Origin of the sequence: Glaciihabitans sp. dw_435 (genome assembly GCF_018449675.1) — a bacterium.
In the GTDB taxonomy this organism is placed as follows: domain Bacteria; phylum Actinomycetota; class Actinomycetes; order Actinomycetales; family Microbacteriaceae; genus Glaciihabitans.
In genome coordinates, this window is the sequence record NZ_JAAVUZ010000015.1 from 28,042 (window position 1) to 45,898 (window position 17,857).

The window sequence follows — 17,857 nt, forward strand, 5'->3', positions numbered from 1 at the left end:
GACAACGGTGAGGCGCCCCTGTTGCGTTCGATCCGGGGGCCAGCCCGGGCTCAGTGCTTGTTGCCGCTGACGGCGAGCACCGCGCCCAGGCCGATCATGGTGATTCCGCCTCCCGCGCTCACCTGCGACAGCCGCTTCGGGCTGCGCGCAAACCAGGCGCGTGCGGTGCCCGCGACGACGGCCCAGACGGTGTCGCTCGCGACGGAGATGCCGAGGAAGATCAGACCGAGCAGCATCATCTGCGCGGGAATCGCGTCCGATCTGAAGTCCACAAACTGCGGCAGCACCGCGATAAAGAACACGATCGTTTTGGGGTTGGATACCCCGACGAGGAACCCCTGGCGGAGCAACCGAATGGTCGAGGGCGAAGGACCCGACGCCGCCGCCGTGACCGCCTCGGTCGTGGCATCCCGGTGTCTGATGGTCTGCACACCGAGGTAAATGACGTAGGCCGCGCCCGCGAACTTGATGATCGTGAAGAGCAGCAGCGACTCGGCGACGAGCGCGCCGACGCCGAACGAGACGGCGACGATGGCGGGGACCATCCCGATCGAGTTGCCGAGCACGCTGACGAAGCCCGCCTTGCGTCCGAGCGCGAGGGATCGGCCGATGACGAAGAGCACCGTCGGTCCCGGGATGACGATCAGCGCGAGCGCCGTCAGAGCGAAGGCACCGGCGTTAGCAGCGGGCAGCATGGGGCCTCCGGTCATCGTAGGGGTGCGGTACAGCACCATTGTGGCGGATGCCCCGGCAGTGGGCTACGAGCGAAGGCTCCTCAGCCCCGCGCGGATCTCGCTGACCAGGATGTCGGGCTGTTCGAACGCTGCGAAATGGCCACCATGCTCCGCCTCACCGTAGTGAATGAGGTTGGTGTAGGTGTCTTCGATCCAGCTTCGCGGCAAGCGTGGGATGTCCCGGGGGAACACCGTCACCGCCACCGGCAGCGTGAGTTGCGGTCCCGCCATGGTGCCGGACCTGTTCTCCCAGTAGATGCGCGCGGACGATGCCGCGCTGTTGGTGAACCAGTACAGCGAGATCGCGTCGAGCATGTCATCGACGCTGAGCGCGTCCTCGGCGAGGCCATCATTGTCGGTCTTCGACTGGAACTTCTCGTAGATCCAGGCCGCCTGCCCGGCCGGAGAATCCGCCAGGGCGAAGCCGACAGTTTCGGGCTTCGTTCCCTGGAGGTGGTTGGACCCGCCGAGGTAACCGCCATAGAGAGCGAGCCCATCGACGGCGAAGCGCTCCTCCGGTGACAGCACGTCGGGAATCACGGCGGGGAACGCGTATTGCGAGTTCAGGTGAATCCCGAGCAGACCTTCCGGCTGCATCGCCCCCAGCGCGGTGGTGACGACAGAACCCCAGTCACCACCCTGGGCTGTCCACTTCTCATAGCCGAGGCGGTTCATGAGCTCCACCCATGCCGCGGCAATGCGCTGAATGGTCCACCCCGTCTCGGCCGGCTTGCCCGAGAAACCGAACCCTGGCAATGAAGGGATGACGACGTCGAACGAGTCGTCGATGTCTCCCCCGAACGCCACCGGGTCGGTGAGGGGTCCAATGAGTTTCAGGAACTCGACAATCGAGCCCGGCCACCCGTGGGTCAGGATCAGCGGCATGGCCTTCGGATTCTTCGACCGGACGTGGATGAAGTGGATGTCGAGTCCGTCGATCTCCGTCACGAACTGCGGGAGTCCGTTGAGCTCCCGCTCGAACCGACGCCAGTCGTACTCGTGCTGCCAGTAGTCAACGAGCGATCGGGCGTTGTCCACCCGAACACCCTGCGACCAGTCGGGAACGGTTTCCGTGTTCGGCCAGCGGGTTCTAGCCAGCCGGAGCTTCAGGTCGTCGATCTCGGAGTCCGGAATCGCGACGGTGAACGGGCGGATGAGCGATGCGGGTGCGGGCGTCGATGTGGTCATGACCGTGCTTTCTGAACAAATCACCGTGCAACATTTCGTTGCACACGGATGTGCAAATGCACACCGGTGTGCAATCTACTCCGTTGCACACGAGTGTGCAATACTTCACGGGTGACCACCGAATCCGTCCGCACGCGATCCATGGATGACACGCGCAAGCGCCTCCTCGATGTTGCCCTCGAGGTACTGGGGCAGAACCCGGACGCCGGCATGGGCGACATCGCCTCGGCCGCAGGCGTGGTGCGGCGCACGGTCTACGGATATTTCCCCACTCGCGCCGACCTCGTGCGAACTCTCTCGCAACGCGCGGTGGACGAGTTCGCGGCGGTGCTCGACGAAGCCAACGCCTCCCATGACGCCGCCGAAGCGGTGTGGGTCGATTTCATTTCCCGCCTGTGGCCTCTGGCCCACCGGTACCGCGTACTGCTTGCCCTGCGGCGCGGCGAGTACGGGGAGGAAATCCACGCGCTGCTCGGACCGGTCGATGAGGCCCTTGCCACTCTCGTGCAGAAGGGGCAGGACAGCGGAGCATTCGGTCACCACCTGCCAGCGAAAATCCTCAGCCAGGTCGCCTACGCCGCCGTCTTCAGCATCGCGGACAACAACATCGCCGGCGAAAGCCTGAGCGCCAGCGCGGCCACCGTCACGAGCCTGCTGATCCTCGGAGTCCCCGAGGCACGCGCCACGGAGCTCGTCGCCACCCAGCACTAACGCGCGTCGCCCGCGGCGCTCAGTTCACCAGGACGATCTTTCCGCGCGCGTGCCGGCTCTCGCTCAGCCGATGCGCGTCGGCCACATCGGTCAACGCGAACGCCGCCGCCACCGGGATCCTGAGCTCGCCCGCATCCGCCAGAGCGCCCGCGAGCGCCAGCCCATGCACCGCCAACGGATCCACTCCGCCACGGGACATGTGCACGCCATGCTCAGCCGCCGTCATGTCGGCAATCGTCACCACTCGCGCCGGGTCTCCGGCGATCGCCACCAGGTGCGCCAGCGCGCCGCCCGCGCAATCAATCACCGCGTCGACACCCTCGGGCGCCAGCGCACTCACGCGCTCGACGAGCCCGTCACCATACGTCGTAGGCACGGCCCCCAACGATGCGAGGAACGGATGATTCGCCTCCCGCGCCGTCCCGATCACCGCGGCTCCCCGCGCCACGGCCATTTGCACCACAATGCTCCCGGTCCCGCCGGCGGCGCCCTGCACCAGCACCGTGTCGCCCGTACTCACACCGAGAAGGTCAAGCACGCGCGTCGCAGTCTCCACACCGCCCGCGGCACCGCCGGCTTCCTCCCAGCTCCAGGCGGACGGCTTCGCCGCCCACGCCACGAGCACCGCGAAGTCGGCGTTCGCGCCGCGCGACGCGGATCCGGTGTACCCGAACACCTCGTCGCCGACCTGCACCCCGAGGACGCCGTCGCCCACCTCATCGACCACACCCGCCGCATCAAACCCGGTGCGATACGGAAACTCGATCGCCAGCATCGCGCGCATCTCCCCCGCGCGAATCCGCATCTCGCCGGCCGACACCCCCGACGCCCGCACCGCGATCCGAATCTCCCCGGCACCCGCGTGCGGCTCCGCCACCTCCGCGACGTGCACCACATCGGCCGGACCGTATTCATCAAATTGCACAGCTCTCATGCCCCGACGCTAACGGAGCACCCCGTCCGTTTGACTAAAGTGAAAGCCATGACCACCGAAGTGATAGCGCAGCGATCGGACGCCCGCGACAATCGCGCCCGCATCCTCGCCATCGCCCGCGCCAGCTTCGCCGCCGAGGGCATCGACGTCCCGCTGCGCGAGATCGCCCGGCGCGCAGCGGTCGGCCCCGCCACGCTCTATCGCCACTTCCCCACCAAGGAGGCGCTCCTGACCGAGGCCTTCGCGGATCAGCTCGCGTCCTGCGCGGCGATCGTCGAAGAGGGCCTGGCAGCGGATGACCCATGGCGCGGCTTCTCCGTCGCCATCGAGAAACTCATGGTGATGCACGCCCTCGACCGGGGTTTCGCGCGGGCCTTCACCTCGCAGCTGCCGAGGGCCGAGGATTTCACCGTGCAGCGGGACACCTCCCTGCGCCTCATGGCCGGACTCGTCCGCCGCGCGAAGGCCACCGGTGTCCTCCGCGGCGACTTCGTGATCGAGGACATCAGCCTCGCGCTCATGGCAAACGAGGGCATTCGCGCCGAGACGCCCGAGATGCGGGTGGCCGCGTCCCGGCGCTTCGCGGCCCTGATGCTGCAGTCATTTCAGGCGGAGGCGCCGCTTCCGCCCGCGGTTCGCCTCCCGCTCACCCGCAGCTGAGCGCTATCCCGATACCGGCGACTACTTGCCGTTGTAGTCCTCGTCGGTGATCTGCTCGAGCCAGGTGGTCGACTTCGTGGGGTCATCCGCCGCTTCGATGATTGCGATGTGTTCCATGAAGGTGCCCTGGCTGGCAGCATGGAAGTGCTCCTCGCCGGGGGCCGCATAAATCGTCTGTCCGGGGTGAACCTCGATGACCTTGCCGTCACGGGTGCCGAAGCGGGCGACTCCCTCGGTGACGTGGAGGAACTGACCGCGGGCGTGGTGGTGCCAGGCGGTGCGGGCCCCGGGGGCAAATCGCACCTTGGCAACGGTCACGCGCTGGTCGTCGGTCTGTGGGGTCGCGATGAGGTCGAGCCAGACTTGGCCGGGAAACTGCTCGCTCGGGTTCAGGATGGTCGGCTTCTGAGGCCGGATTTCCATGGGTATTCCTTCGTCTTGGCTGTACTCCTCACGACGCTACGACGGTCACGTTCGGTGAGGGAGACCCTGCTGGTACGCCCATCAGCAGGGTCTCCCTCGCGCGCGGGATCTGCGGTTGGGTGGAACCCAACCACCACTACTCCATCGACACAAAGGACACATCGCATGACTGACTCGACCAGCAACCAGTACCCCACGCAGGTGGGCGGCGGCCGCCGCACCCTCGGCGACTTTTCTCCGAAGCTCGCCGAACTCACCGACGATGTGCTGTTCGAGGATGTCTGGAACCGCCCCGAGCTCTCTCCCCGCGACCGCAGCCTGATCACGGTCGCGGTGCTCGCCGCCGGAGGCGACTACGACCAGCTCGCCTTCCACCTCGGCCGCGCGGTCGAGAATGGCGTCAGCCAGGACGAACTCATCGAAGCCATCACCCACGTCACCTTCTACGCGGGCTGGCCCAAGGGCATGGGCTCGATGAACGTCGCCAAGCGCGTCTTCTCCGAGTAGCCAGCGCCCGCGTGACCGGCGTTGCTCGCGCGCCGAACGACGAGAGAGCGTTCCTGCCGAAGCACGGGAGGCCGCGCCCCACCGAACTACGAGAGCTAGATCAGGCCTCGGTGGGCGACGCCGCATCGTCTTCGGCAGAACCAGAGGCTGATGCCGACGAGGAGGCCGACGCCGACGCGATCTCCGACTCCGGCGCAACCGACAACGCGACCGAGGGGGCCGGGGCCGTCGTGCGCGCGGGTCGGTACACGATGCGGGAGTGGTACACAAAGCGCACGACGAAGCCGACCGCGATGAGCAGGGCCTGCACGATGAGGCTCGGCACGGGCAGCGCTTCCACGATGAAGTAGAGCGCGGTCGTGCGCACGGCTGTTTCGGTGCCGTTGAACGCCAGCGACTGTGCGAAGCGGATCCAGACCGACCGCCCGCCATCCCGCAGATCGTGGAACACGAAGCGCTCCAGCAGCACGAAGTTGCCGATGATCGTGATGATCGCGGCGGTGATCGCGGCCGCGAGGTACCAAACGCCGAACGCCTGCAGCGCACCCATGATCGCGACATTGGCGATCGCTCCGATGGCGCCAACCACGGCGAAGCCCGAGAGCCGCCCGAACCGCAGCGCACCCAGCTGTGTGATGAACCGCAGTCCCTGGCGCAGGTCGGCCTTGGATGACCCGGCCTCACGCTTGCCGAACACAAACGGTTCCTCGACCACGACCAGGTTCGTGCGGGCGAGAATCTCGAGCAAAATTTTGAAACCACGCGGGCGCAGGTCGCTGAGGTCAACGGAATCGCGACGCAGGGCGAAGAACCCCGTCATCGGGTCGGTGACGTTGCGCAGCTTGATCGGGAACATCGCCCGGGTCAGCACCGTGCTGCCGCTCGACACGAGATGCCGAAACTGGTTGTCGAGGCCGCGGGATGACCCACCGTCGAGGTGCCGTGAGGCCACCACGACGTCGGCATTCTGCTCCACGCCGCTGGCCAGCAGCACCGGGATCATCTCCGGCGGATGCTGCAAATCCCCGTCCATCACGACGATCCAGTTGCCCGTGCTCGCGGCGATTCCTTCGAGCACGGCACCGGACAGCCCGCCGACGGGCTCTGCACGATGAATCAGCCGCACGGGCAGGGCGGACTCGGCCGCCACCGCGCGAATCACGGCGGGTGTGTCATCCGTCGAATCATCGACAAAGACAATCTCGGCAACACGCCCATCCAGCGCGGCAGTGATGCGCCCCACCAGCGTGCGCACATTCGGCGCCTCGTTGAAGGTCGGGACAATGATCGTGACGTCCATACCCCCACCTTCGCCGCACGCGTGCCAGAAAGCACTAAGAATACGGGGCGGCAGAGAACTCCGAGCATCCTTGGGATGAACATCACAGAATGAGTGAATGCGGCGTGTGACCATTAACCAACCTCATGACGACGAACCTTTCCATCGACACCTCCCGCATTCGACCGGGCGTGCCGCGGCGACCCCGGTTTGCGATCGTCGTCGTGGTCGTGTCGGTCGCGGCGGTGCTGGTCTCGGCTATCGGGTCGTGGATTCCGTCGTTCTGGGGCGACGAGGCCGCCAGCGTGATGTCCGCCAACCGCAGCGTCGTGAGCCTCGCCGCAATGATCACGCACGTGGACGCCGTGCACGCCGTCTACTACCTCGGCCTGCACGTGTGGGTCGGGATCTTCGGCAGCTCCCCGTTCTCGGTGCGGCTGCCGAGCGCCTTCGCGATCGGCGTCACCGTCGCCGCGGTCATGGTGATCGCCCGCCGCCTCGGCGGCACCCGCATCGCGATCGCCGCCGGAATCATCTGCGCGGTGCTCCCCCGCGTCACCTACATGGGTTCGGAAACCCGCTCGTACGCCTTCTCCGCCGCCATCGTCGCATGGCTGACGGTGCTGCTGCTGGTGCTGCTCGAGCGACGCACCGCCTCGCGCCGCTGGTGGTTCGCGTACGGCGCGCTGCTCGCGTTCGGCACCTACGTGTTCCTCTATGTGGTGCTGATCATCATCGCGCACGCGCTGGTGCTGCTGAGCGCGCGCGTCTCCCGCGCCTTTATGCTGCGGTGGCTGAAAACCATCGCGATCGTCGTCGCGTCCGCCAGCCCCATCATCGTGTGGGGATACGTCGAGCGCGGGCAGATCTCGTTCCTCCAGCGCTACGACGAGGTGAGCGGGCGCAAGGTCACCGTCGACCTCTGGTTCGGCGAGCCCCTGTTCGCCATTGTCGCGTGGACGCTCATCCTCCTCGCCCTCGTCGCCGGCATCCTCGCATGGAGGTCGCGCAGCCGCCTGCCCCGGTTGCCGTCGGAGGGGTGGATGCCCCGCCTCGATGTTCTCGCCGCGACCTGGGCCTTCGTGCCCGCCGTCATCCTCATCAGCACCGACCCCATCGCCCACATCTACACACCCCGCTACCTCTCGTACTGTGCGCCCGCCGTGGCACTTCTCATCGCCGTAGGACTCGACTGGGCCGCGCGTCGCCGTGCCCCACTGGTCGCGGCCGGCCTCGTCATCATCACCCTGTGCGCCGTCCCGGTCTGGTTCAACCAGCGCCAGCCCTACGCAAAGAACGAGAGCGACTTCGCCCAGATCAGCGAGGTGATTGGCGCCCACGCCGAACCCGGGGATGCCATCGCCTTCGACGAGACGACCCGCCCCTCCCTCCGACCCCGGCTGGCGATGCACGTGTACCCGGCGGACTACACCGGCCTCGAGGATGTCACTCTCAAGTCGCCGTACCGCACCAGCCTCAGCTGGTACGACCGCGCGTACTCGATCGCCGACGCCGCAGCGCTGGGCCGCCTCGACGGCGTGCACCGACTGTGGATGGTCGAGTACTCCGTGGACGGCTCCACCCACACCGCCGGGCGCGACGACCTCGAGCACCTCGGCTTTACCGTGACCCGCCAGTTCGCCACCCACCGCAGCGTCATCTACGAGTACGAGCGTCCCGGCGCCTGACGCGTCACTCGGACCACAACACGGGCGAATGCGGCTCTTCGGGGCGAGCGCGCACGCCCGGAAGCGCCTAACTCGCCCGTCGTAGCAATGGCAGTGATCCCGTCCGCGCCGAACTCGCCCGCTGTGACGCCGTTAACCACGAACCGGCGCCGAAGTCGCCCGGATTGCGCGCCACCCGGCGTCCCGGGGCTGCCGAACTCGCCCGGATCCGGACGCCACCGCGCTTCACCCCGCCGAACTCGCCCGGTTTACGCGGCACCGGGCCCTCGGCCGCTGCAAACCCGCCCGATTTGCGCGCGCGAGCTGTTAACGGGCGAAAGCGCTGAAAACGGGCCAGCGCGCCTGACCGTTTTCAGCGCAATCGCCCGCTTTCGTTTCGCCGAGGCGGCGGCGGTCCGAGTCATCCCGAATCGCGGTCCGGGACCTCGCAGGCACGATTGGTACCCTGTCCTCTAACGATGGAGGACGAAATAGTGACGTGCATGACAGCTGGAACGGGTGTGCTTTCCGCACCCGAGGTGGATTCTCAGTGAATCCGTTGGACCGGCTGAAGGCACCGCTGCGCCGCACCCTGGGCAAGGCGCAGCGAAGCGTGCGCGCCGAACTGCACGCGTTCAGCCGCGATCGCCCGATCGTTTCCGGCTCCGTTCTCTACGAGTCGTTCGCCGGCAACGGCGCCCTCTGCAACCCGGAAGCCATCTTCCGCGAGCTGCTCCGCGCCCCCGACATGCAGCACCTCACCCACATCTGGGTGCTCGACAACCTCGCCCGGCACACCGAGATTCAGGCGGAGTTCGCCTCCGCCCCCAACGTGCGCTTCATCACCCGCCGCACCCCCGCGTACTTCGCCGCGCTCGCCACGAGCCAGTACCTCATCAACAACTCGACGTTCCCCGCCGACTTCAGCAAGCGCCCCGGCCAGACCTACGTCAACACCTGGCACGGCACCCCGCTCAAGCTCATGGGCTACGACATGCCCGACGGCGCCGCGGAGTCGGCCAACACCCTCCGCAACTTCCTCATGGCGGACTACCTCCTCTCCGGCGGCCCGTTCATGACCCACCGCGTCTACGAAGAGGCGTACAAGCTCGGCGGCCTCTATCGCGGACAGGTGATCGAAGAGGGCTACCCGCGTATGGATCATCAGTGGATGACCCCCGCCGACGACACCGCCGCACGCCAGCGCCTCGAAGCTGCCGGCATCGATCTCCGCGGTCGCGAGATCGTGCTGTACGCACCGACGTGGAAGGGCACCTCGTTCTCGAACCCCGCCAACGATGCACGGGAACTCCTCGAGGCATCCGCTGACCTGCAATCTCGCCTCGGCGACCGCTTCGTTGTGCTGCTCAAGACGCACCAGGTCGTCTACGAACTCGCACAGAAGACGGGCGGCGCCAGCCACATCGTGGTGCCGAACGACATCCCGACGAACACCGTGCTGGGTATCTCCAGCGTGCTCATCACCGACTACTCGTCGATCATCGTCGACTACCTGCCGCTGAACCGTCCGGCGTTCTTCTTCATCCCCGACGCGGAGCAATACGCGGACGACCGCGGCACCTACTTCGATCTGGAAGACCTGCCGGGCGCCGTGTTCGACTCCGTGAGCGAGCTCGCCCGGGGCATCCTCGACGCCGTCGGGCTGCCCTCACCGCAGTACTCGCCTACCCAGCTCGCGTACTTCGACCAGTTCGTCCCGTTTGACGATGGTGGGGCATCCGCTCGCGTCGTCGACATCGTGTTCCGCGGACGCACGGCAGACCGCCGCCTCGTTTCCCTGTCGTCGTCGACGCGCACGAGCATCCTGCTGCATCTCGGCGGCATGCGCTCGAACGGCATCACCAGCTCCGCGCTCAACCTGCTGAACGCGATCGACAGCTCCCTGTTCGACGTGTCCGTCATCCTGCAGAAGCCGGGCGGTGACGACCAGCGCGCCAACCAGCTGCGCATCCCGCCGCACGTGCGGCAGTTCCACCGCTTCGGCGGCATGAACGGCCACAAGACAACGCACACCCTGCGCCGCGTGCGCAACGCGACGACCCGAGCCCCGCGCCCGACCGAGCCCGCCAGCCTGCAGACCATGTGGGCCGACGAGTGGGAACGCTGCTTCGGCGACAGCACGTTTGACGCCGTCATCGACTTCAGCGGATACAGCCCCTTCTGGGCCAATCTCTTCTCGCACTCGCCCGACGCGATCCGGTCGATCTGGCTGCACAACGACATGGAGTCCGAGACCCGCCGGGTCACCCGCGGCCGCATGCGCATGCGCCGCTCGCTGCCCGCGGTGTTCGCCACCTACTCCCGGTTCGACTCGCTCATCTCGGTCTCCGAGAGCCTGGCCGAGGTCAACGCGAAGTCTCTCGCCGCGCGCTGGAACCTCGAGCCCGAGCACTTCGTCGCCGCCCGCAACATGGTCGACGCCTCCCACGTCGAGCAGGGGCTCCTCGAGCCGCTGACCTCGCTTGAGGAGACCGAAGACGCCAGCGCCGGCACCTGGCTCAACGATCTCGAGCACCGCGACGACCTGCGCTGGTTCGTCTCGGTAGGACGTTTCTCGCCCGAGAAGAACCAGGAGCGCCTGCTCCGGTCGTTCGCCATGATTCGCGACCGCCACCCCGAAGCGCGCCTCCTGGTCGTGGGATACGGCCCCCTCCAGTCGCACCTCGAGCACCTCGTCACTCACCTGGGACTCACCGACGCCGCGTTCGTGGTCGGCCCGTTCTCGAACCCGTTCCCGCTGCTGGCCAACGCAGACTGCTTCGTGCTGTCGAGCAACTACGAGGGTCAGCCGATGGTGCTGCTCGAGGCCGCCATCGCGGGGCTGCCCATTGTGTCGGTCGACTTCGCGACGGTGCGCGACGCGCTTCCCGAGTCCCACATTCTGGTCGTGGATCAGGATGACGCGGCTCTCGCACAGGGAATGGAAGCGTTCCTCCGTGGCGAGGTAGAGCCCGCCGCCCTCGACGTGGACGCCTACAACGCGGCGGCCGTGCGCGAGTTCCACATCGCGACGCGGACCGCGGAGCTCGCCCAGCGCACCGACACCGCCTAAGCCGGTTCACCCAGCGAACAGGGGTGCCGCCGCGGCAGCCGCCTTTAGTAGGGTCCCCCTATGAAGTTCAATGAGGCGACCATCGGCATCCCCGTAACCGACCTGGCTCGCGCGACGGCCTGGTACCAAAACGCATTCGACCTCGGCGCTCCCGACCAGGAGCCACTGCCCGGCCTCGCCGAGTGGAACCTCGGCCCCGTCTGGCTGCAACTCGCCGAGCTCCCCGACACCGCCGACGTCGAGGGCATCTCCCTGAACATCAGCGTCGACGACGCGACGGCCACGCAGCTACTCTTCGCCGACAAGGGCCTGACAGTCTCCGACGTGCAACGCTTCGAGGGAGCCGTCGAATACTTCGAACTCACCGATCCGGACGGCAACGCCATCGGCTTCGTCACCGAGCTGGGCTGAGCCCCCGTGACCGAATCGCCCGTCTCCCGCGTCATCCTGTCCGACCACTCTCTCCCCGCGGCATTGGCCGTGTCCCATGTCGAGGTGCGGCGCATCACGATCGCCCCGTCCACCGCGCTCGGCGCCCACACCCACAACGGGCCCGTGTTCGGAACCATCGAGCAGGGCTCTGTCGTCTTTCAGGTAGCGGATGACCCGGAGGTCACGTTGCACGCCGGTGACACCTTCTACGAGCCATCCGCTACCACCATCACCAAGTTCGACGCGACCGACGAAGGTGTCACGTTCCTCGGTTACTTCCTGCTGGAGGCGGACACGCAGCCCGAACTCGTGTTCGTCAGCTGATGGACACGCGGCCGTCCCTGATCCAGGAGCGTCACGGAATCAACCGTGTCCGTATCGTCGGTATCTGCCTCGCGTCCCTCGGCGGCGTGCTACTCATCGGGGAGGTGCTGCTCGCCTTCGTGGACAGCGAGCTCCATCTCGACTGGTACTTCCCCGCACTGGCCGCGTTCATCCTCCTGAACGGAGCGATGCAGCTGCGCAGCTCCCGCAAGTTACGGCTCGCCTTCGAGGCGAAGCATGGGGCGGATGCCGGCAAGCAGGAGCCCGTCACGTAGCGGTCGCGCCGAACGCGGGCTGCCTTACGCCAGCTGCGCGATAGCCCCAGCAACCTCGGCCTCGTTGTAGCTCGCGCCCGGGTTGGTGGACACGTGCGCGTAGCGGGTGACACCGTCGCGGTCGAGCAGGATGCTTCCCGACTGCTGCAGCAGACCGAACACCTTGCGCAGCAGGCCGACCTCCTCGTGGGCGGTGCCCGACTGGCCAACCACCACGTCGAACGGCAGGGCCTTCTTCGCCTTCCAGGCGGTGGCCGAGGCGAGGTCTTCCGGAACGGCAATCACAACACGCACGCCAGCCTTGTCAAACGCGTCGTGTCCCTTCGCCATCTTCGCGACAGCGGCGTTGCACTGCGCGCACGACAGCGCGCGCATGAAGTACACGAACACGCCCTTGTCACCCTCGTTGGACTTCAGGTCGAAGGACTTTCCCTCCGTGCTGACGAGCGAGAGCGTGGGCGTTGAGCCGATTTCAATCATGTGAAGCCTCCGGAAGAAATTAGTAAGGTAACTTGTCGGTAAAGCTACCTTACTATTTCGTATTCGGCTACTCTTCGAACATGACGGACACCGAATTCATCCCACTGGGCATGGACTCCACCCGCCTGACCAAAGCCTTCGAAACCGAGATCTTCCGCCGCCTGGCTGAGGCCGGCTACAGCGATCTGCGCATGCGCCACTCGATGCTCCTGGAACTCCTCGCCAGGGGTGGCGCCCGCTCGAGCGTGCTCGCATCCCAGCTCGGCGTGACCAAGCAGGCCATGGGCGAGATGATCGACGACCTCGAGAAGACCAATTACATTCGACGAGTGGATGACCCGGCCGACCGCCGCGCGAAACTTGTCGTTCTCAGCGACAAAGGCCACACGGCGTTCACGACGGCCTTCGAGATCCTCGCCCAGATGGAGCGCGAGTTCGCGGATCACCTCGGCGAAACCGAGTACGCCGCGGTCCGCGACGCCATCACCCGCCTGACTACGCACCTCGAGACCAAGTAGCCCCCTCGAGTGCAGTGGGCACCGGCACTCGCCCAGCCGACCGACGCTCAGTCGAACCAGCGCAGCCCCGGATACAGCACCACGTACGTCAGCATCTCCAGCACCCAGAGGCCGTAGCCGACGAAGAGCGCGTTCTCCGCGATCTGCCGGCCGCGCGCGACGCCCATGCCGATGCGGTACAGCGCGATGTGTCCGAGCAGCGCCCCGACCGGCGGAACGATGAACGCCACCACCAGCGCCGTGATCGCCAGCTTCTGCGTCGCGCCGGGCTTCGCCCGCACGTCCCGCACGCGACGGTCCTGCCGCACCCCAAAGCGCAGCAAGAAGATGATCCCGATCATGATCGCGACCACCACAATGATGGTGATCGGATACGCTCCCGCCCCCACGCCGCGCCTCCTTAGACGAGTGGATGCCCCGGGCCACGCCTCATCCCGGGCGCCCCAACCGTGCTCGCCCCGCCGCCCGCTGCCCTCACCCCGAACGGGTGTTGCTCCCCCTCTTCATCGGATGTAGGACTGTGTGCGACTGAAAAGCTGCTCGCTAAAACATTTCTGCGTCCTCAGACAGTGTGAACAGTCCGTCGCTGCCCCTAGTGAATGCTTTTTGCCGCTCACTATTGAGATCTCTACGCAGGGTTGCTTCTGGCGTCTTAGCCGATGAGAAGTCTTTAAGACCCTGATCTCGAATGCCGTCTATTAATTCCGCGACGGACCAGCCTCGGCTCTTTTCTTGGCTCGCGACCTCAACAGCCGCCGATATCCACGTCATTTCCCTCGGCGACATTCGAGCTGCTTCGAACTCAACGAAGTCAGCGGGAACCCTGTAGCCAATGGTTTTACCAGGTCGTTCGTAAATCGCCTCCAGCGGCAACTGGGATTCTTCGCGAAGCACCCCTTCCTCAATTAGCGTCAACATCGCGCGCTGAGCCGGCAGCGAGAACCTCCTAAGGGAACGCTCCTCCGCAAATCCTGCGCTGGCGTAAATGGCGGCGCGGTCGACGAAACCATCCCCGGCGGAGGCCAGAATTATCACAGCTGCCTGAGCATGATTTCCCGTTGCTCGAAGGTCGCTAATGAGACGCCCGTACGTCTCCGCCGTCCAGGTCTCAACCCCTGTTTCCGACTCTTCTTCGGTTCCCCTCGTCGTCGCATCTATGAGGGAGTCGAGCGCCGAGTCATCGCCCGGGTACAACTTGGCCATGAGGCGATAGAAGTCCGACTGCGTCAGCAGGACGAACTTTGCGCCCGTCCGGTTCAGTGCCTCTGAGACTAATTCGGGACGAACGCCGAGGACGCGTTTCCTTGGCTTGCTGAGAAGGACTCGCCAATCGTCTTTCTTGTCATTGGTGACGATGACAAACCCCGCATGCTGGCCAGTCTCCTTTACGTGGCGCAAGGACTGTTCCCACAGCAAGAAGTCCCCGGTTCCTCTTTCTGGTATCTGATCTTTCTTATCTTTCAGATCTTCATACCCGGGGGGAATTTGGAGTGCGAATCTATCGAGACCTTCTTGGACCATTTTCGTATACTCGTCGGACTCGAACGGCGCCCCGACGCGGTCCTCCAAGATGCCTTCTAAACGCTCAAGAACTGGATCGCGGCTAGTATCCGCGAGCAACGCATCAACGTCTAGTGGTGTTCCTCGCGCAGCGGACACCGCGTCGGAAATCTCCGTCAGCTGAGTTTCGATTGTGTTCCTGATTTGTTGAATATCGTCAGGCCGCTCCCGATCTGGCCGAAGGCCATTCACAATCGCGAACAGCTCAGAGCGAACCGCTTCAAGGGGCGGCCCGGGAGTTTGTAGGGTCGAAATAACTGACTGCCGGTTACGCCAGAATTCCAGCAGAGCCTGATGGGGAACCCACGCTCGCTCCTGTAACACCTCGAGCCGACTCAGGGCCAGCACTCGAGCGGGTTCCTCGAAAGTGTAAATATCCAGAAGCACATTTGCATCGAGAATCACGGGAGCCGAACGAAGCAGCTCCAGCACTTCCTCTTCAGTAGGGTCCTGGAAACCCTCAAATCCTCGGTACATGTTCAAGGGGGCCCCAATTGGTCTAAATCAGAAGTCACTGAAATGAAAGCTCGAATAGTGAGGTCCCTGCGAGCGCAAACGATCGCAAAGTCCGTACTTTGATTAAGTCTCACAAACTTCGCGCACTCGTTCTAGCCCACGTACAGGGGTCACGTCTCTTGCTCGAGGCGAGCATTCGAGACAGGCTCTGCCGTCACCTAAGCGGATTCAGATACCAGATCTCTTTCTTCATGTAGTCAAGGTTCCGGCCATCGAGGAAGATGTAGTGCATCTCATCGGCATCCGAGTTCGCCATCACGATGCTGCGCCCGGAGATAAACGAAATCAGGTACGCCAGCCACTCGGAGTAGTTCGCCCGCGCCACCGCCTGCACGCGCGCCAGCACCTCCCACGCCTCGGCCTCGCTCAGATACCCCGCGTTGAACGCCAGCCGCGCCACGAACGCAGCGCGCTCCAGGTCCCAGGCAAGAATGCTGGTGGATGACCCGAGCTGATCCCTCGTGATCTTCCCGCCGCGAATCGTGGCGCCGTTCACGCCCTTGTAAATCGTGTCGAGCATCTTCCGGGACGCCGCGGGCAGCATCGTCGGGTCGCCGTTCTGGTACGCACGGAAGGCGTCGTCGTGCTCGTCCCGGTCGCCCTCGGTCAGCAGCCACTCGATCGTCGCGCGAGCTTCCTCGGTGCTGGACACCTCCCACGCACTCCGCAGAAGCGCCGCCGCATCGAACTTCCCGGATGTCTCCATCCCGAGCGTCTCCGGCTTCCGCTTGTTCGCCGTCACCAAGATCGCGCCGTAACTCAGCAGCTGCTGGTTTGGATCCCCGCCAGCCGCTGCCGGCTCGTCGCTCTTCTTCTTGCCAAACAGTCCCACGAGTCGTTCCCCCAGCATCGATGGTGCGCGGTTGAAGCGTGCACCTCATCTTGGCGGAACTCCTGAGATTTCCCGGCTCTTGACTGGCCCGTCATAACTCTGGTGGGCACCGCCGACAGCCGCCCGACTCGCGGAACATAGGATGCGAATCGATGTCAGACGGACCCAATGCGGGCGATCGAGACTTCCAAGCCCATCGTGCTCAGCTGCCGGCCATGCTGCATGAGGTTTAATTTGCTGAAGAAGGGCAACCAGTCGACGCCGGGCTTCGAAGAGTCGGCCAGCACGACATATGACACCCGGTGGTCCTGCCGCCGCACCAAGCCGGCAGAGCTCGGAACCAGTGCCAGCCACCGCGATTTGGCGCCGTCTAGCGTGGCGATCGACGCCCTTACAGCGTCCCTGAAAGGCGCATCAGACAAGAAAGCCTCCGCAGAGACCGTGCCCTGCGAAAACAGGTGGCTGAGCGTTGACGATCTCGACTTCCGTTTGATGTGTATGAAAGTGCCATCCGCCGCGAGCAAGTCGCAGAACTCAATTCCGGTGGTCGCTCCGCCCGGTCGATTGATCCGGGCGTCCAACAGCAGATACTCATCTGGTTCAGCACCTGCTACGCGCTTGTTGTATTCCGGTTCAGTTTCTTTTGGCAGCGACGTGGGTAAGCGGGGCGCCACGTCCACAACGGAAGTAGCGAATGCGTCGACTTCCTTAACCAAGGAGTCGCTGACGCCAAACCACCTCCCTTCGATCAGCACGAAAAGGTCGGTGCCGATCCTTTGTTCGCTCACCAGACACTGGTAGATAGTCCACCTCGCGTCGTAGTTGCCGCTTCGACCGAATTTCACGGAGACTTTCCTAGATTTCAGGAGGTCGATGGTCAGCTTTTTGGTGTCGGACCCGAGCTCAAATAGATAGTCATCGAGATCTAGGTCCTCATACGACAATTTCTTGGTGCCGGCAATCTTGAAACTGTCGTTGTCTTCCCACTCGATCGGCTCAGGCATGGCCATGTGAGTCGATCCGGTGTCGCTCGATTGGAGCTGCGCCACGACCATCTGGCTCAGTTTGCCAATGACTGCCGTGTCGTTCACTAATGAGAGCTGATCGATCCAACCAAAATTCGTTTTGTAAGTCGTCTCCTGAAATGCGCTCAACAGCTCGGAGCACTTCTTCAGCAAATCGTGGGCCTGTAGGTCGACAGCGATGACGAGCGCATCCGAGCCGGAAACCCGCTTAGCGAATGTGGAATCTCTCGGCTTCCCCGTTACAGCCCGAAGAATGTCCCGAGAAATGTCTACTCCAAAGCTGGGCAGCTCACTGCTCTTGCTGGTGTGAGTGTTTTTCGTCACGACCATGTCTTCGAACGTCTTCGTATCCACGCTTCGGATTTGCGACGGATCCATTCTGTTCAGGGCAACCTTGAGACCGAAGAGTCGCTCAATTGCGGCCGAGTTAAGAAGTCCTCGTCCGTATCCAAAGCAAACGCCAAACAGCCGGCCCGAAGCCTCAACGACGAGCAGTCCGGAGGCGGACGCCGACAGGACGCCGGCGATAGGCGTCGACACAATCGGCTGAACGAAGCCGACCCACGCGGGCGGATTGACTGGGGTCCTGCTGAAGTAGAACCGCCCAGTCATGCCGGACGCAGAAGTAAGCTCCGCGGAAAGTGGCGACTTGTCAGGATCGGTTGCGTCATCTAAGGAAGTGCCGGCTTGAAGCAAATAAATCGTCAGTCTTGTGACGC

Annotated in this window: 19 protein-coding genes; 9 read left to right on the top strand and 10 right to left on the bottom strand. The window is 64.6% G+C overall.

All coding sequences use genetic code 11. The annotated features are described in order from the left end of the window. Positions 1–50: 50 nt before the first annotated feature. Both HB677_RS15270 and HB677_RS15275 read right to left on the bottom strand, forming a co-directional pair. Entirely contained in the window at positions 51–695 is a 645-nt protein-coding gene (locus tag HB677_RS15270; protein ID WP_213816599.1) for a LysE family translocator, read from the bottom strand. 63 nt (positions 696–758) lie between these two features. Next, positions 759–1,922 carry an epoxide hydrolase family protein gene (locus HB677_RS15275; protein WP_213816600.1) on the bottom strand — a complete coding sequence of 388 codons (1,164 nt, stop codon included), beginning with the start codon at positions 1,920–1,922 and terminating at the stop codon, positions 759–761. 111 nt (positions 1,923–2,033) lie between these two features. On the opposite strand from HB677_RS15275, the gene HB677_RS15280 reads away from it, so the two are divergent. Further along, the gene (locus HB677_RS15280) at positions 2,034–2,633 is read left to right on the top strand and encodes a TetR/AcrR family transcriptional regulator (RefSeq protein WP_213816601.1); all 600 of its coding nucleotides are present in this window, start codon (positions 2,034–2,036) and stop codon (positions 2,631–2,633) included. A gap of 19 nt (positions 2,634–2,652) precedes the next feature. Here the strand turns inward: HB677_RS15280 and HB677_RS15285 are convergent, their stop codons facing one another. Further along, positions 2,653–3,567, bottom strand: a complete 915-nt coding sequence (locus HB677_RS15285; protein WP_213816602.1) for an NADP-dependent oxidoreductase — start codon at positions 3,565–3,567, stop codon at positions 2,653–2,655. 48 nt (positions 3,568–3,615) lie between these two features. Here HB677_RS15285 and HB677_RS15290 point away from each other — a divergent pair, with 48 nt between their 5' ends. Next, complete coding sequence (locus HB677_RS15290; RefSeq protein WP_213816603.1) at positions 3,616–4,227, top strand: TetR/AcrR family transcriptional regulator; 612 nt, start codon at positions 3,616–3,618, stop codon at positions 4,225–4,227. A gap of 21 nt (positions 4,228–4,248) precedes the next feature. On the opposite strand, the gene HB677_RS15295 is transcribed toward HB677_RS15290, so the two are convergent. Next, positions 4,249–4,650, bottom strand: a complete 402-nt coding sequence (locus HB677_RS15295) for a cupin domain-containing protein (protein WP_213816604.1) — start codon at positions 4,648–4,650, stop codon at positions 4,249–4,251. Positions 4,651–4,815: 165 nt separating this feature from the next. Here HB677_RS15295 and HB677_RS15300 point away from each other — a divergent pair, with 165 nt between their 5' ends. Further along, entirely contained in the window at positions 4,816–5,157 is a 342-nt protein-coding gene (locus HB677_RS15300) for a carboxymuconolactone decarboxylase family protein (RefSeq protein ID WP_213816605.1), read from the top strand. 100 nt (positions 5,158–5,257) lie between these two features. Here HB677_RS15300 and HB677_RS15305 read toward each other — a convergent pair whose 3' ends face one another. Next, entirely contained in the window at positions 5,258–6,457 is a 1,200-nt protein-coding gene (locus HB677_RS15305; RefSeq protein ID WP_213816606.1) for a glycosyltransferase family 2 protein, read from the bottom strand. Positions 6,458–6,582: 125 nt separating this feature from the next. On the opposite strand from HB677_RS15305, the gene HB677_RS15310 reads away from it, so the two are divergent. The 5 genes from HB677_RS15310 to HB677_RS15330 all read left to right on the top strand — a co-directional run bounded on the left by HB677_RS15310 (position 6,583) and on the right by HB677_RS15330 (position 12,207). Further along, complete coding sequence (locus HB677_RS15310) at positions 6,583–8,124, top strand: glycosyltransferase family 39 protein (RefSeq protein ID WP_213816607.1); 1,542 nt, start codon at positions 6,583–6,585, stop codon at positions 8,122–8,124. A 529-nt stretch (positions 8,125–8,653) separates the two neighbouring features. Beyond that, positions 8,654–11,176: a glycosyltransferase gene (locus HB677_RS15315; protein WP_307852620.1), complete on the top strand. Its 2,523-nt coding sequence runs from the start codon at positions 8,654–8,656 to the stop codon at positions 11,174–11,176. A gap of 60 nt (positions 11,177–11,236) precedes the next feature. After that, a complete protein-coding gene (locus HB677_RS15320; protein ID WP_213816608.1) occupies positions 11,237–11,587 on the top strand; it encodes a VOC family protein in 351 nt (116 codons plus the stop codon). A 6-nt stretch (positions 11,588–11,593) separates the two neighbouring features. Further along, complete coding sequence (locus tag HB677_RS15325) at positions 11,594–11,932, top strand: cupin domain-containing protein (protein ID WP_213816609.1); 339 nt, start codon at positions 11,594–11,596, stop codon at positions 11,930–11,932. After that, positions 11,932–12,207, top strand: a complete 276-nt coding sequence (locus tag HB677_RS15330) for a hypothetical protein (protein WP_213816610.1) — start codon at positions 11,932–11,934, stop codon at positions 12,205–12,207. The genes HB677_RS15325 and HB677_RS15330 overlap by 1 nt, the downstream gene beginning before the upstream one ends. Positions 12,208–12,231: 24 nt before the next feature. On the opposite strand, the gene HB677_RS15335 is transcribed toward HB677_RS15330, so the two are convergent. After that, positions 12,232–12,687, bottom strand: a complete 456-nt coding sequence (locus tag HB677_RS15335) for a redoxin domain-containing protein (protein WP_213816611.1) — start codon at positions 12,685–12,687, stop codon at positions 12,232–12,234. 80 nt (positions 12,688–12,767) lie between these two features. Between HB677_RS15335 and HB677_RS15340 the strand changes: the two genes are divergently transcribed. Further along, complete coding sequence (locus HB677_RS15340) at positions 12,768–13,205, top strand: MarR family winged helix-turn-helix transcriptional regulator (protein WP_213816612.1); 438 nt, start codon at positions 12,768–12,770, stop codon at positions 13,203–13,205. A 47-nt stretch (positions 13,206–13,252) separates the two neighbouring features. On the opposite strand, the gene HB677_RS15345 is transcribed toward HB677_RS15340, so the two are convergent. The 4 genes from HB677_RS15345 to HB677_RS15360 form a co-directional block, all read right to left on the bottom strand. Next, the gene (locus tag HB677_RS15345; RefSeq protein ID WP_213816613.1) at positions 13,253–13,594 is read right to left on the bottom strand and encodes a hypothetical protein; all 342 of its coding nucleotides are present in this window, start codon (positions 13,592–13,594) and stop codon (positions 13,253–13,255) included. A 154-nt stretch (positions 13,595–13,748) separates the two neighbouring features. Further along, positions 13,749–15,242 (bottom strand): PIN-like domain-containing protein, encoded by a 1,494-nt coding sequence (locus HB677_RS15350; protein WP_255546660.1) that lies wholly within the window; start codon positions 15,240–15,242, stop codon positions 13,749–13,751. Positions 15,243–15,435: 193 nt separating this feature from the next. Then, positions 15,436–16,113 (bottom strand): DUF1266 domain-containing protein, encoded by a 678-nt coding sequence (locus HB677_RS15355; RefSeq protein ID WP_213816615.1) that lies wholly within the window; start codon positions 16,111–16,113, stop codon positions 15,436–15,438. Between the two features lie 155 nt (positions 16,114–16,268). Further along, positions 16,269–17,857, bottom strand: a 1,589-nt coding sequence (locus HB677_RS15360) for a DUF6119 family protein (protein WP_213816616.1), incomplete at its 5' end; no start/stop codon positions are given.

Excerpts from the sequence above, each read along its gene's own strand:
- HB677_RS15270 (WP_213816599.1), bottom strand. The coding sequence starts at position 695 with ATGCTGCCCGCTGCTAACGCCGGTGCCTTCGCTCTGACGGCGCTCGCG.
- HB677_RS15275 (WP_213816600.1), bottom strand. The coding sequence starts at position 1,922 with ATGACCACATCGACGCCCGCACCCGCATCGCTCATCCGCCCGTTCACC.
- HB677_RS15285 (WP_213816602.1), bottom strand. The coding sequence starts at position 3,567 with ATGAGAGCTGTGCAATTTGATGAATACGGTCCGGCCGATGTGGTGCAC.
- HB677_RS15290 (WP_213816603.1), top strand. The coding sequence starts at position 3,616 with ATGACCACCGAAGTGATAGCGCAGCGATCGGACGCCCGCGACAATCGC.
- HB677_RS15295 (WP_213816604.1), bottom strand. The coding sequence starts at position 4,650 with ATGGAAATCCGGCCTCAGAAGCCGACCATCCTGAACCCGAGCGAGCAG.
- HB677_RS15300 (WP_213816605.1), top strand. The coding sequence starts at position 4,816 with ATGACTGACTCGACCAGCAACCAGTACCCCACGCAGGTGGGCGGCGGC.
- HB677_RS15305 (WP_213816606.1), bottom strand. The coding sequence starts at position 6,457 with ATGGACGTCACGATCATTGTCCCGACCTTCAACGAGGCGCCGAATGTG.
- HB677_RS15310 (WP_213816607.1), top strand. The coding sequence starts at position 6,583 with ATGACGACGAACCTTTCCATCGACACCTCCCGCATTCGACCGGGCGTG.
- HB677_RS15320 (WP_213816608.1), top strand. The coding sequence starts at position 11,237 with ATGAAGTTCAATGAGGCGACCATCGGCATCCCCGTAACCGACCTGGCT.
- HB677_RS15330 (WP_213816610.1), top strand. The coding sequence starts at position 11,932 with ATGGACACGCGGCCGTCCCTGATCCAGGAGCGTCACGGAATCAACCGT.
- HB677_RS15335 (WP_213816611.1), bottom strand. The coding sequence starts at position 12,687 with ATGATTGAAATCGGCTCAACGCCCACGCTCTCGCTCGTCAGCACGGAG.
- HB677_RS15340 (WP_213816612.1), top strand. The coding sequence starts at position 12,768 with ATGACGGACACCGAATTCATCCCACTGGGCATGGACTCCACCCGCCTG.
- HB677_RS15350 (WP_255546660.1), bottom strand. The coding sequence starts at position 15,242 with ATGTACCGAGGATTTGAGGGTTTCCAGGACCCTACTGAAGAGGAAGTG.